Here is a 14,148-nt window from a genome sequence, read left to right as displayed (position 1 = left end):
CGGAGCACGGGACAGACATGACGACCATGGTCATCGTCGGTGCGGGGCGGGGGCTGGGCGCCGCCGTGGCGCGCCAGTTCGGCAGCGACGGCTTCGACCTCGCGCTCGTCGCCCGGGATCAGGACCGTCTGGACACCCTGGCGGCCGCCCTGGACAAGGACGGCGTGACGGCACGGGGCTTCGCGGCCGACGTCCGCGACCCGCTCGCGCTCGGCGCCGCGCTGGACGCCGCCGCGGCCGCGCTCGGACCGATCGAGGTGCTGCAGTACAGTCCGGCCCCGCCCGGGGACTTCATGAGGCCCCTGCTGGAGACCACCCCGGCCGACTTCGCGGGGCCCCTGGAGTTCTCCCTGTACGGCGCGGTCACCGCCGTCCACGCGGTGCTGCCCGACATGCGCTTCCTGGGCCGCGGCACGATCCTCTTCGTCAACGGCGGCAGCGCGGTGCGGCCGCTGCCCGCCCGCGCCGGAACCTCCGTGGCGTACGCGGCGGAGAGCGCCTACGCCCGGATGCTGCACGACACGCTGGCCGGCGAGGACATCCACGTCGCGCAGCTGATCATCCCCGGGGTCATCAGACCGGGGCACCCTCGCAACGATCCCGCCACGCTGGCGGGCGCCCTGTGGGCTCTGCACAGGGACCGGACGGGGTTCCGGCACTTCGCGGGCGTGCTGGAGGGCGAGGCGTGAGGGGCGGCACGGCCGCCGCGGAACCGCCGGGACGGGGGCGCCCCGAACGGCCGCCGCAGCGGCGAGCCGACTTCGGCGGTGACGGTACGTGAGGTAGACAACCAGCGCGGACACCGGCGGTGACGGGTCCGCCGATCGCGCCGCCGCCCCGAGGAGCCAGCCGTGACCCAGGAGTTCTCCGGATCCACCGCCCTCGTCACCGGGGGCACCGCCGGTATCGGGCGGGGCGTCGCGCTGCGGCTGGCCGCGCTGGGCGCCGAGGTCGTCGTCCACGGGCGGGACCCGGAGCGCGGCGCGGAGGTCGTCGCGGAGGTGGGCGACGCGGGCGGGCGGGCCCGGTTCGTCGCCGCCGACCTGACCGACCCCGGCGACGTGCTGCGCCTGGCCGCGGCGGCGGGCGCGGTGGACGTGCTGGTCAACAACGCGGGCATCTACCGCTTCGCGGACGCCGCCGATTCCACGGCCGAGATGTTCGACCTCCACATGGCCGTCAACGCCCGGGCGCCCATGCTGCTGGTCGGCGCCCTCGCCCCGGGCATGGCGGCGCGCGGCCGTGGGGTGGTCGTCAACCTGAGCACCCTGGCGGCGAGCATCCCCGCGCGCGGGGCCGCCGTCTACGGGGCCTCCAAGGCGGCGCTGGAGATCATGACACGTGTATGGGCCGACGAGTTCGGGGCACGCGGGGTACGGGTGAACGCCGTGGCCTCCGGACCGGTCCGCACCCCCGGAACCGTGGAGATGGGCGAGGACACGCTGGCGGCCGTCGCGCACAACACCGCCCTGGACCGGGTCGCCGAACTCGACGAGATCGTCGAGGCGATCGTCTTCCTGGCGTCGGACCGCGCGGGATACGTCACCGGCACCGTCCTCGGCGCGTACGGCGGCCGGCAGGCGATCGGCTGACGGCGGCGACCACCCCGGCGCACCGCCCGCGCCCCCTCCGGACCCGAAGGGACCCACCCTCGATGAAGGTGCCGCCGCCGCATCCCGGCCTCGACGGGGACACCGTCTACCTGGACCACAACGCCACCACACCCGTCGACCCGAGAGTGGTGGAGGCGATGGGGCCCTGGCTCACCACCGGGTTCGGCAACCCCTCCAGCGGCCACGCCTGGGCGGCGGAGCCGGCCGCGGCGCTCGCGCGGGCCCGCGCCCGGGTCGCCGCACTGATCGGGGCGACGGCGGAGGGGATCGTGTTCACCGGGTCGGGTTCCGAGGCGAACAACCTCGCGCTGCGCGGCGCGGTGCTCGCCGCGGACGCCGACCGTCCCCAGGTGATCACCCAGGTCACCGAGCACCCGGCGGTGCTGGAGACCTGCCGCGCGCTGCAGCGGCTGCACGGGGTGCGGGTGACGTACCTGCCGGTGGACCGGGAGGGCCGTCTCGACCAGGCCGTGCTGGCCGCGGCCCTCACCCCGCGGACCGTGCTGGTCTCCGTCATGGCCGCCAACAACGAGACCGGCACACTGCAGCCCGTCGCGGAGCTCGCCCGGCTCGCCCGCGCCCGGGGCGCGCTGTTCCACTGCGACGCCGCCCAGGCCGCCGGGAAGGTCCCGCTGGACGTGGAGGGTCTGGGCGTGGACCTGCTGACGGTGGTGGGGCACAAGATGTACGCGCCGAAGGGTGTCGCCGCCCTCTACGTGCGCCCGGGCCTCCATCTGGAGCCGCTGGTGTACGGGGGCGGGCAGGAGGGCGGACTGCGGGCCGGCACCGAGAACGTCGCCCTCGCCGTGGCGCTGGGGGCCGCCGCCGACCTGGCGGCCGCCGAACTCGCCGACGGCGGGGCCGCGCGTGCCGAGGCGTTGCGCGACCGCCTGCACCGGGGCCTGACCCGGGCGCTGCCCGGCCGGGTCCACCTCAACGGGTCCGTCCGCCACCGCCTGCCCACCACGCTGAACGTCGGCGTCGACGGCGTCCCGGCCCACGAACTGCTCGCCGCGGTGCCCCGGATCGCGGCCTCCACCGGCTCGGCCTGCCACAGCGGCAGTCGTACGGCGTCCCCGGTGCTGCGCGCGATGGGCCTGGACGAGGCCCGCGCCCAGGCCGCCGTACGCCTGTCGGTGGGGCGCTGGACCACCGCGGACGACGTCGACCGTGCCTCCGGACTGCTCGCCGCGGCCGTCGGCGCCCTCGCCTGATCCGGGAGCCGTCACGGACTTGCGGGCGGCCCCCCGAGCGGTAGCGTCGAAAAGGCGGACGAAGGGCACGGCCCCCGCACGAAGGAGCACGCGGATGGGCGTGAAACGCTGGATCGAGGCATGGCCGGTGTACCGGCAGCTCACCGGGACGGACCCGCTGGGCCGGGGAAAGGCCGCGCAGTCGGCCCGCTCGGCCACGCTCGGGGCCCGCACGCAGAGCGCCGACCGGGTGGCCGGCTCGGTGTGTCCCTACTGCGCCGTGGGCTGCGCGCAGCGGGTGTACGTCAAGGACGAGAAGGTCGTCCAGATCGAGGGCGACCCCGACAGCCCGATCTCCCGCGGCCGGCTGTGCCCGAAGGGCTCGGCCAGCAAGCAGCTGGTCACCGGGCCCCAGCGGGAGCAGCGGGTGCTCTACCGCCCGCCGTACGGCACCGCCTGGCAGGAGCTGGACCTGGACACGGCCATGGACATGGTGGCCGACCGGGTGCTCGACGCACGGCGCAAGGGCTGGCAGGACACGGACGCGGACGGCAGGACGCTGCGCCGCACCATGGGCCTGGCCAGTCTCGGCGGGGCGACGCTGGACAACGAGGAGAACTACCTCATCAAGAAGTTGTTCACCGCCCTGGGCGCCCTGCAGATCGAGAACCAGGCCCGCATTTGACACTCCGCCACGGTTCCCGGTCTGGGAGCCTCGTTCGGACGTGGCGGCGCCACCGACTACCAGCAGGACCTGGTCAACTCCGACTGCATCGTCATCATGGGATCCAACATGGCCGAGGCCCATCCGGTCGGGTTCCAGTGGGTCGTCGAGGCCAAGGCGCGCGGCGCCAGGGTCATCCACATCGACCCGCGGTTCACGCGGACGAGCGCGCACGCGGACCAGCACGTCACCATCCGGGCCGGCACCGACATCGCGTTCCTCGGCGGCGTGATCAACCACGTCCTCACGCACGACCTCGACTTCCGGGAGTACGTGGAGGCGTACACCAACGCGCCCTTCCTGCTGGGCGAGCGCTACCAGGACACCGAGGACCTCGACGGGCTGTTCAGCGGGTACGACCCGCACACCGCCGCGTACGACGCGTCGAGCTGGACGTACGCGAGCGTCCCGGCGGAGGCCAGGCCGGGTCACCATGCGAAGGAGACCTGCGAGCCCTACCAGCACGGTGCCAAGGGCCCGTTCGTCGAGCACGCCACCGGCCGGATCGCGTCCGACCCCACGCTGGAGCACCCGCGCTGCGTGTTCCAGGTGCTCAAGCGGCACTTCTCCCGCTACACCCCGGACATGGTGGAGCGGATCTGCGGCGTGCCCCAGGAGCTGTTCCTCCAGGTGTGCCGGGCCTGGACGGAGAACTCCGGCCGGGACCGCACCACCGCGCTGGTGTACAGCGTCGGGTGGACCCAGCACTCGGTGGGCGCCCAGTACATCCGGGCCGGGTCGATCATCCAGCTGCTGCTGGGCAACATCGGCCGGCCGGGCGGCGGGATCTTCGCGCTGCGCGGCCACGCCAGCATCCAGGGCTCCACCGACGTGCCCACGCTGTTCAACCTGCTGCCGGGCTACCTGCCGATGCCGAACGTCAGCCACGAGGACCTGGCCACGTACCTCGACGGCATCCGAGGCCGTGGGCAGAAGGGCTTCTGGGGCAACGCCGACGCCTACACGGTCTCGCTGCTCAAGGAGTACTGGGGCGACGCCGCGACCGCGGAGAACGACTACTGCTTCGACTACCTGCCCCGGATCAACGGTGACCACGGCACCTACCGCACCGTGATGGACATGGTCGACGGCGGGAAGGTCTTCGGCTACTTCCTGCTCGGGCAGAACCCCGCGGTCGGCTCGGCCCACGGCCGGCTGCAGCGCCTGGGCATGGCGAACCTCGACTGGCTGGTCGTCCGCGACCTCACCATGATCGAGAGCGCCACGTTCTGGAAGGACGCGCCCGAGATCGAGACCGGGGAGATCACCACCGAGCGGTGCCGCACCGAGGTGTTCTTCTTCCCCGCCGCCTCGCACGTGGAGAAGGCCGGCACCTTCACACAGACGCAGCGGATGCTCCAGTGGCGCGACCAGGCCGTCGAACCGTCCGGGGACCAGCGCTCGGAGCTGTGGTTCTTCCACCAACTGGGCGTACTGCTGAAGGAGAAGCTGGCCGGCTCGGCCGACGAGCGCGACCGCCCCCTGCTGGACCTGGCCTGGGACTACGAGACGGAGGGCGACGAGCCGTCCCCGGCGGACGTGCTGCGCCACATCAACGGCATCGACCTGCGCACCGGCCGCACGGTCGACGGCTACCCCGACCTGAAGGCCGACGGCACCACCGCCTGCGGCTGCTGGATCTACAGCGGCGTCTACGCGAACGAGACCAACCAGTCCCGGCGCCGGACCTCCCGCTTCGAGACGGGCCCGTACGACGCCGAATGGGGCTGGACCTGGCCCCTCAACCGCAGGGTGCTGTACAACCGCGCCTCGGCCGACCCGCAGGGGCGGCCCTGGAGCGAGCGGAAGAAGCTGGTCTGGTGGGACGCGGAGGCGGGTGAGTGGACCGGCCACGACACCCCGGACTTCGAGCGGAACAAGCCGCCGGACTACCGGGCACCGGAGGGCGCGTCGGGCGTCGAGGCGCTCGACGGCGACGACCCGTTCATCATGATGCGCGACGGGAAGGGCTGGCTGTTCGCCCCGGCCGGGCTCGCGGACGGCCCGCTGCCCACGCACTACGAGCCGCACGAGTCGCCGATGCGCAACCTGCTCTACGGCCAGCAGGGCAACCCGGTGCGCAAGGTCTACGGTCGCCCCGACAACCCGTCCAACCCGGCTCCGCCCGAGGCGCACTCCGAGGTGTTCCCGTACGTGTTCACCGCGGCACGGCTGACCGAACACCACACGGCGGGCGCGATGAGCCGGCAGCTGCCCTACCTGGCGGAGCTCCAACCGGAGTTGTTCGTGGAGGTCTCGCCGGAGCTGGCGGCCGAGCGTGGGCTGCGCCACCTGGACTGGGCCCATGTGGTCACCAGCAGGACCGCGGTCGACGCGCGCGTGATGGTGACCGACCGGATGGCGCCGCTGCGCGTCGACGGACGGGTCGTCCACCAGGTCTGGATGCCCTACCACTGGGGCCAGACCGGGCTCACCAAGGGCGACGTGGTCAACGACCTGATCGGCGTGGTGGCCGACCCGAACGTGTTCATCCAGGAGAGCAAGGTGCTGACCTGCGACGTCCGGCCCGGGCGGCGCCCGCGGGGGCCCGAACTGCTCGTGTACGTCGAGGACTACCGCCGCCGCGCCGGGATCACGCCGGAGACCGGCACCCGCATAGCGACGGCCGGCGGCCGCGCCGAGCGGGCGCACCTCGAACCGGACCCGCCGGAGGAGCCGTCATGACGCAGGACAACAGCTTCTACGGGCCGCTCGCGGACCCCGCCGAGGACGCCGGCCACCGCGACCACCCGCCGCGCATGGGCTTCTTCACCGACACCTCCGTGTGCATCGGCTGCAAGGCGTGCGAGGTGGCCTGCAAGGAGTGGAACGCCATCCCCGAGGACGGCATCGACCTGCTGGGCATGTCGTTCGACAACACCGGCATGCTCGGCGCGAGTTCGTGGCGGCACGTCGCCTTCATCGAGCAGCAGCGCCCGCTCGGCCGCCAGGACGCGGGTCTGGCGGGGCTGCCCGTGGGCCCGTCCGCGACGGAGGCGACGGAGGAGGTGGTGGCCGACGCCCTGGAAGTCGCGAAGCGCGGTGGCGGCGACCTGGGCACGGCCCCGGTGGACCTGGGCTTCCCCTCCTTCGACCTGCCCGGCGCCGGGACGGGCGCGGAGGCCCGTACCGAGTTCCGCTGGCTGATGTCCTCGGACGTGTGCAAGCACTGCACCCACGCCGGCTGCCTGGACGTATGCCCCACCGGCGCGCTGTTCCGCACCGAGTTCGGCACGGTCGTCGTCCAGCCCGACATCTGCAACGGCTGCGGCTACTGCGTGTCCGGCTGCCCGTACGGCGTCATCGACCGGCGGCCCGACGACGGCCGGGCCTGGAAGTGCACCATGTGCTACGACCGGCTCCGCGACGGCATGGAACCGGCGTGCGCCAAGGCCTGCCCCACCGACTCCATCCAGTACGGCCCCCTTGACGAGCTGCGCGAACGCGCCGACCGGCGCCTGGAGACACTGCACGAAGCGGGGGTGCCCGAGGCCCAGCTGTACGGACGCGACCCCGGCGACGGGGTCGGCGGGGACGGCGCGTTCTTCCTGCTGCTCGACGACCCGGAGGTGTACGGGTTCCCGCCGGACCCGGTCGTGCCGACCCGCGACCTGGCCTCCATGTGGAAGCACGCGGGCGTGGCGGCGTCGGCGCTGCTCGCGGCCTCGGCCGCGGTGTTCCTCGGCGGGCGGCGGCGGTGAGCGGCGACCGGGCCGCACGGCACGGCCGGGGCGGCCGCGACGACGACGGGAGCCGCGAGCGCCCCATGGTGCCGCGGGCCACGTTCCGCTCTTACTACGGGCGTCCGGTGCTCAAGCCGCCGGTGTGGGAGTGGAAGATCCCCGCGTACCTGTTCACCGGCGGGCTGTCGGCCGGCGCCGCGCTGCTCGCGGCGGGCGCGGACCTGACGCGGCGTCCCGGACTGGCCCGGGCGGGCCGGGTCGGGGGCTTCGGCGCCCTGCTCGCGAGCATGTACCTGCTCGTCGCGGACCTCGGGCGGCCGGAGCGCTTCCACCACATGCTGCGGGTCGCCAAGCCGAGTTCGCCCATGTCGGTGGGCACGTGGATCCTCGTCGCGTACGGGCCGGGCAGCGCCCTGGCGGCCGCGGCCGAGGTGCTGCCCGCGGGCGTGCGCGCCACGCTGCCCGGGAAGCTGCTCCGAGCGGCCGCCCGCCCGGCCGGACTGTCGGCGGCCCTGCTCGCGCCGGGCGTCGCCTCGTACACGGCCGTGCTCCTGTCGCAGACGGCCGTACCGGCGTGGCACGACGCCCGTCGCGAGCTGCCGTTCGTCTTCACCGGCTCGGCGGCGGCGAGCGGCGCGGGCCTGGGCATGCTCCTGGCCCCCGTGGCCGAGGCGGGCCCCGCACGACGGCTCGGCGTGGTCGGCGCGGCGGCCGAGGTCGTCGCCTCCCGCCTGATCGACCGGCGCCCGGGCCTGGTGACGGAGGCCTTCACCACCGGCCGGCCGCACCGGCTGCGCAAGGCGTCCGAATACCTCACCCTGGGCGGTGCGCTCACCGCACTGACCCTCGCCCGGCGCAGCCGCGTCTGCGCCGCCGTGGGCGGACTCGCCCTCCTGGCCGGCAGCGTGCTGCAGCGCTTCGGCACCTTCGAGGCGGGCGTCGTGTCCACGAAGGACCCCGCGTACGTGGTGAAGCCCCAGCGCGAGCGCCTCGAGGCCCGCGCCGAGGGCGAGAACGCCTCCGGCGGGGGGTAAGCCCGGGGCTGCCCCGGTTGTTGTGTGCGGGTCGTTTGCGCCTGCGGGCGGCTGCGCCGGGCTGCCGGGTGGTTGTGTGCGGGTCGTTTGCGCCTGCGGGCCGGGTGCCCCGCGCTGCCTGGTTGTCGTGTGCGGGTTGTTTGCGCCTGCGGGTGGCTGCGCCGGGCTGCCCGGTTGTTGTGTGCGGGTCGTTTGCGCCTGCGGCGGGCGGTTCTCCCGCCCGCCCCCCCGATTGCCCGGCGCGGTCAGTGACCGCCTCGCGCGTGCGTGGTGGGCCGGGTGCGGGGCCTCCGGGGCTGCACGTCCTGGACTGGGTTATTTACGTGCATGGCGGGCGGTCCATGTCCGAGCCCCGGATGCCGCACACAAATATCCCGCAGCGTCCAGAACATCCACCCCTACGACCCCGCCCCCTCCGTATCCGTGAGCGACTGACGGCCGGAGGGGGTAGAGGGCGGTCCGGGGTTGCCGCCCGTGCCTTGCTGAACGCCCACGGCCGTCTGGTGCTCCATGGGGGCAGTTTCCTTTGGTAGCTGGGGGTGGTGACTGAGGCCCGCGCCGGCTTCGCGCGATGATCATGGGGTGGATCGGACCGGAAGGTCTTTCGGGGTGCTCGGGCCGATGCCGGGGGTAGGGCGCGCCCTGTTGAGCGGCCCGTTGTCGTGTGCGTGTTCCGCCCTGTTTCGGCCTTCGCTCAGGGGCGGCCTCATTCGGTGTGGTTCCAAGGCTGAACCTCGGGTCGGCCGCCCGCACCGGAGGCCAGGGTCGTCCCCACATCGGCAATCGTCGTGATCTGCCGCCTGGCGGCCTTCGGCGTCGCCGTGACATAGGCAAAGCCCTGGAGCGCCGGCGGGCGAGGTGCGTAAGCCGTCCCATGGGAGGTGCCACCCCGGCCACGGGTGCGCGCACCCTTGCTCGGCCTGCGGCCAGAGGACCCCCTGCTGGGGGCAGTTCCCAGCGGTGCGGGTAGGGGCGCCCCCCCCCCATCACCCCCCACCGGCCGTTGGTCGCCCGCGATACGGAGGGGGCGGGGTCGTAGGGGTGGATGTTCTGGACGCTGCGGGATATTTGTGTGCGGCACAGACGGCACCAATTGGACCGCCCGCCATGCACGTAAATAACCCAGTCCAGGACGTGCAGCCCCGGAGGCCCCACCCCCGGCCCACCACGCACGCACGAGGCCCGCACCAACCATCCGGGATGGGGGTCCCCCCGGCCGAAGGCTGGGGGAGGGAGGGAGGGCGGGGAAACCGCCCGCCGCAGGCGCAACGGACCCGCACACAACAACCGGGCAGCCCGGCGCAGCCGCCCGCAGGCGCAAACAAACCCGCACACGACAACCGGGCCCCGGGAACCGCGCCGGTGTGGCGGGAGCACCCCGCGGCGGCGCCCGCCGTACCCTGGGCGGCAGCCAGGCCAGAGCGAAGGTGCTGCTGATGGACCGCGACCAGACCTCCACCGCTCCCTCCCCGTCCGCCGACGCACGCCGGCAGGTGCCCCGCACGGACGCGCTGCTGGCGGAACCCCGGCTCGCCGCGGCGGCGGAGCGGCTGGGGCGGTCCGTGGTCAAGGAGGTGGTGGCCGGGGTGCAGGAGCGGGCGCGTGCCGGGGAGGTGCCCGTCGAGGGGCTCGCCGAACTGGCCCTCGCGGCGCTTCCGGCGACCGCGGCCGGGCTGCGTCAGGTGCTCAACGCCACCGGGGTGCTGCTGCACACCAACCTCGGCCGCGCCCCGCTGTCGCGAGCCGCCCGCGACGCCGTGCTCGCCGCCTCCGGTACGACGGACGTGGAGCTCGACCTCGCCACCGGCGCGCGTTCCCGCAGGGGGCGGTCCGCGCTGGAGGCGCTGCTGCGGCAGGTGCCCGCCGCCGAGGCGGCGCACCTGGTCAACAACGGTGCCGCGGCGCTGGTGCTGGCGGCCACGGCGCTGGCGCAGGGGCGCGAGATCGTCGTCAGCCGCGGTGAGCTGGTGGAGATCGGGGACGGCTTCCGGCTGCCCGACCTGCTGGTCTCCACCGGCGCCCGGCTCCGCGAGGTGGGGACGACCAATCGGTCCACGCCGCAGGACTACGCCGCGGCCGTGGGACCCGACACCGGGTTCATCCTGAAGGTGCACCCCTCCAACTTCCGCATCACCGGCTTCACCCGGGACGTGTCCGTCGCGGAACTGGCGCGCCTCGGCGTGCCGGTGGTGGCCGACATCGGTTCGGGCCTTCTCGTCCCCGACCCGGTGCTGCCGGACGAACCGGACGCGGCCTCCTGGCTGCGCGCCGGGGCGTCCCTGGTCACCGCCAGCGGCGACAAACTGCTGGGCGGGCCGCAGTGCGGGCTCGTGCTGGGCCGCGCCGATCTGGTGCGGCGGCTGGCCCGTCATCCGCTGGCCCGTGCGCTGCGGGTGGACAAGCTGACCCTCGCGGCGCTGGAGGCGACCGTACGCGGTCCCGAGACCCCGACGTGGACGGCGCTGCACGCCGACCCCGTACGGCTGCGGGACCGCGCCGGACGCCTCGCGGCCGAGCTGCGCGCCCACGGCTTCGACAGCCGGGCCCGCGACACCCTGGCGGTCGTCGGAGGCGGCGGTGCGCCCGGCGTCTCCCTGCCCAGCGCCGCCGTCTCGCTGCCCGCCGCCTACGCCGCCCTGCTGCGGCGGGCCGATCCCGCGGTGATGGCCCGCGTGGAGGACGGCCGGTGCCTGCTCGACCTGCGGGCCGTGCCGGAGGAGGCGGACGAGGAGCTGGCGACGGCCGTGCGCCGGGCCGGCGTGCTCCCCGGGACGGAGGACTGACGTGCACGTCGTCGCCACCGCCGGCCACGTCGACCACGGCAAGTCCGCTCTGCTGCGGGCCCTGACGGGCATGGAGCCCGACCGCTGGGCGGAGGAGCGGCGGCGCGGCATGACCCTGGACCTCGGGTTCGTGTGGACGCGGCTCCCCGGCGCCGGGGACATCGCCTTCGTGGACGTGCCCGGGCACGAACGCCTCGTGGGCAACATGCTGGCCGGCGTCGGCCCGGTTCCCGCGGTGCTCTTCGTGGTCGCCGCCGACCAGGGCTGGCAGCCGCAGTCCGAGGAGCACCTCGCCGTCCTGGACGCGCTCGGCGTACGGCACGGCGTCCTCGCCGTCTCGCGCTGCGACCTGGCGGACCCCGACGCGGCGCGGAAGGAGGCGAGGACCCGCATCGCGGAGTCCTCCCTCGGCGACGTGGAGTGCGTGGCCGTCAGCCCCGTGACCGGCGCCGGGCTCGACGGGCTGCGAGCGGCCCTGGTCCGGCTGACGGACACGCTGCCGCCCCCCGACCCGGCGGCGGACGTGCGGCTGTGGGTCGACCGCGCCTTCACGGTGCGGGGCCGGGGCACCGTCGTCACCGGGACGCTGGCCGCGGGCACCGTCCGGGTCGGCGACCACGTCCAACTCGCGCGTGACGGACGGCTGTTGCGCGTGCGGGGCCTGGAGTCCCTGAAGGAGGCGCGGCAGGAGGCCGGCGCGGTCGCCCGGGTGGCGGTCAACGTGACCGGACCGGGCGCCGGGTCCCTGCGGCGCGGGGACGCGCTGCTGACCCCGGACCGCTGGCTGACCACCGACCTCGTCGACGTGCGCCTGCGCGGCGACGCCGCCGGCGACCTGCCCCGCGAGCTCATGCTGCACGCCGGTTCGGCCGCCGTGCCGGTGACGGTCCGCCCGCTCGGCGACGACAGCGCGCGCCTGCGGCTGGCCTCGGCGCTGCCCCTGCGGGTCGCCGACACCGCCCTGTTGCGCGATCCGGGGCGGCACCGTGTCCCCGCGGGGCTCACCGTCCTCGACGTGCGTCCGCCCCGGCTGACCCGCCGTGGCGCGGCGGCGGCACGGGCGCGCGAGCTGGGGTCCCTCCCCGAAGTCGCGGACGGGGCCGCGGAGCTGCGCCGCCGGGGGCTGGCCCGGCGCGCGGAACTGCTCGCCATGGGGGTGCGGCCACCGGGCGACCCGGTGGCGGGCGACTGGCTGGCGGACCCGGACCACTGGGCCGCCCTGCGCGACCGGCTGCGGGAGACGGTCGAGGAGCACGCCGTACGCAACCCCCTGGATCCGGGCATGCCCCTGGAGGCCGCCCGCCAGGCGCTCGGCCTGCCGGACCGCTCCCTGGTGGAGGCGCTCGCCGGGGCCGCAGCGGGCCTGCGGCAGGGCGACGGCCGGCTGTACGGGAGCCGCGCGCGCCCGACACTGCCGCCCGCGGCCCAGGCCGCCGTCGACGAGGTACGCGCCGACCTGGCGCGGACGCCGTTCCGCGCGCCGGAGGCCGAACGGCTCGAGCGGCTCGGGCTGACCCCGAAGCTCCTCGCGGCGGCCGACGCGGCGGGAGCGCTGCTCAGGATCGGCGAGGGCATCGTGCTGCTACCGGGCGCCGACGCGGGGGCGGCGGCCGTGCTGGCGCGGCTCGGGCAGCCGTTCACCGCGAGCGAGGCGCGCCGGGCGCTGGACACCACCCGGCGGGTCGTCATCCCGCTGCTGGAGCACCTCGACCGGCAGGGCCGCACCGTACGCCTGGACGGTGCGCTGCGGCGCTGCGCGGAGTCCCCCGACACTGGGGACGGGCGCGATGCGCGGTGAGACACGGAGGCGGCGGACCGGCCGGCGGAGACGGACGGGAATCGAACCCGCCTGCCCGAGTTGCTCGGACACCTCGGTTTTGAAGACCGGGAGGGCCACCAGGCACCCTGACGTCTCCCTGCCGGGTCCGACGCCCATCGAACCTCCGGCCCCCACCCGAGTCAACGCGCCACACGGCGGTGTCACCCGGGCCCGGGCGACCGCGCTGCCGGCGCCCACCGCGGAAGGACCACCACAGCCATGACGGGAACCCGCGTCCGGCAGGACAGCATGCGGCTGACGCAGTACGCCCACGGCGGCGGCTGCGCCTGCAAGATCCCCCCGGGCGAACTGGAGGAGATGGTGGCCGGGCTGACCCCGGGGGGCCCGGCGGGATTCCCCGCGGGCGACCTGCTCGTCGGCCTGGACACCGGTGACGACGCCGCCGTCGTCCGGTTTCCCGGCGGACCCGGGGCGCGAGCGGTGGTGACCACCGCGGACTTCTTCACCCCGGTGGTCGACGATCCCTACGACTGGGGCCGGATCGCCGCCGCCAACGCCCTCTCCGACATCTACGCCATGGGCGGCACCCCGCTCGTGGCGGTCAACCTGCTGAGCTGGCCGCGGGACCTCCTGCCGCTGGAGCTGGCCCGGGAGGTGCTGCGCGGCGGGCTGGACGTGGCGGCCCTGGCGGGCTGCGTCGTGGGAGGCGGCCACAGCGTCGACGACCCGGAGCCGAAGTACGGCATGGCCGTCACCGGCACCGCCGACCCGGACCGACTGCTGCGCAACGACGCGGGCCGGCCGGGTGTGCCGCTGTCGCTGACCAAGCCCCTGGGTCTGGGTGTGCTCAACAACCGCCACAAGACGACCGGCGAGGTCTTCCCGCAGGCCGTCGAGACCATGACGACGCTCAACCGGGACGCCGCCGGGCGGGCGCTGGCGGCCGGCGCGGTGTGCGCGACCGACGTGACCGGCTTCGGGCTCCTGGGCCACCTGTACAAGCTCGCCCGTGCCTCCGGGGTGAGCGCCGTGGTCCACGCCTCGGCGGTCCCGTACCTCGACGGGGCGCGGGAGGCCGCCGCGGCCGGCTACGTCAGCGGCGGCACCCGCCGCAACCTCGCCTGGGTGGCACCGCACACCGACTTCGGCGGCGCGGACGAGCTGACGCGGCTGCTGCTGGCGGACGCCCAGACCTCGGGCGGCCTGCTGGTGGCCGGTGAGGTGCCCGGTGCCCCGGTCGTCGGGGAGCTGGTGGCGGCCGGTGAGCACCGGCTCGTCGTCCGCTGATCGTCGCGCCGAAGGCCCGACCTGTCGGAACAGTGGTTGTTACACTGTTTC

General features: G+C 74.8%; 9 protein-coding genes and 1 tRNA gene. 9 read left to right on the top strand and 1 reads right to left on the bottom strand.

Annotated elements, in window-relative coordinates:
- Positions 1-17: 17 nt before the first annotated feature.
- The 8 genes from OIE69_RS38525 to selB all read left to right on the top strand — a co-directional run bounded on the left by OIE69_RS38525 (position 18) and on the right by selB (position 12,828).
- Positions 18-689, top strand: coding sequence for an SDR family NAD(P)-dependent oxidoreductase (locus tag OIE69_RS38525; protein ID WP_326579664.1), 672 nt, complete (start codon positions 18-20; stop codon positions 687-689).
- Between the two features lie 162 nt (positions 690-851).
- Entirely contained in the window at positions 852-1,592 is a 741-nt protein-coding gene (locus OIE69_RS38520; protein WP_326579662.1) for an SDR family NAD(P)-dependent oxidoreductase, read from the top strand.
- 62 nt (positions 1,593-1,654) lie between these two features.
- Positions 1,655-2,827 carry a cysteine desulfurase family protein gene (locus tag OIE69_RS38515; RefSeq protein WP_326579660.1) on the top strand — a complete coding sequence of 391 codons (1,173 nt, stop codon included), beginning with the start codon at positions 1,655-1,657 and terminating at the stop codon, positions 2,825-2,827.
- A 94-nt stretch (positions 2,828-2,921) separates the two neighbouring features.
- Positions 2,922-6,215, top strand: coding sequence for a formate dehydrogenase (gene fdh, locus OIE69_RS38510; protein WP_326579658.1), 3,294 nt, complete (start codon positions 2,922-2,924; stop codon positions 6,213-6,215).
- Positions 6,212-7,231, top strand: coding sequence for a 4Fe-4S dicluster domain-containing protein (locus tag OIE69_RS38505; RefSeq protein ID WP_326579656.1), 1,020 nt, complete (start codon positions 6,212-6,214; stop codon positions 7,229-7,231). Before fdh ends, OIE69_RS38505 begins: the two co-directional genes overlap by 4 nt.
- Positions 7,228-8,247, top strand: coding sequence for an NrfD/PsrC family molybdoenzyme membrane anchor subunit (nrfD, locus tag OIE69_RS38500; protein ID WP_326579654.1), 1,020 nt, complete (start codon positions 7,228-7,230; stop codon positions 8,245-8,247). The genes OIE69_RS38505 and nrfD overlap by 4 nt, the downstream gene beginning before the upstream one ends.
- A gap of 1,436 nt (positions 8,248-9,683) precedes the next feature.
- Positions 9,684-11,030: an L-seryl-tRNA(Sec) selenium transferase gene (gene selA, locus OIE69_RS38495; RefSeq protein ID WP_326581537.1), complete on the top strand. Its 1,347-nt coding sequence runs from the start codon at positions 9,684-9,686 to the stop codon at positions 11,028-11,030.
- 1 nt (position 11,031) lies between these two features.
- Complete coding sequence (selB, locus tag OIE69_RS38490; RefSeq protein WP_326579652.1) at positions 11,032-12,828, top strand: selenocysteine-specific translation elongation factor; 1,797 nt, start codon at positions 11,032-11,034, stop codon at positions 12,826-12,828.
- Between the two features lie 25 nt (positions 12,829-12,853).
- Here the strand turns inward: selB and OIE69_RS38485 are convergent.
- Positions 12,854-12,946: transfer RNA gene (locus OIE69_RS38485), tRNA-Sec, on the bottom strand.
- Between the two features lie 122 nt (positions 12,947-13,068).
- Between OIE69_RS38485 and selD the strand changes: the two genes are divergently transcribed.
- A complete protein-coding gene (selD, locus tag OIE69_RS38480; RefSeq protein WP_326579650.1) occupies positions 13,069-14,097 on the top strand; it encodes a selenide, water dikinase SelD in 1,029 nt (342 codons plus the stop codon).
- The last annotated feature ends 51 nt before the right edge of the window (positions 14,098-14,148 follow it).

This window comes from Actinacidiphila glaucinigra (assembly GCF_035918135.1).
Lineage (GTDB): Bacteria > Actinomycetota > Actinomycetes > Streptomycetales > Streptomycetaceae > Actinacidiphila > Actinacidiphila glaucinigra.
This window is presented reverse-complemented; position numbering and strand designations above follow the sequence as displayed.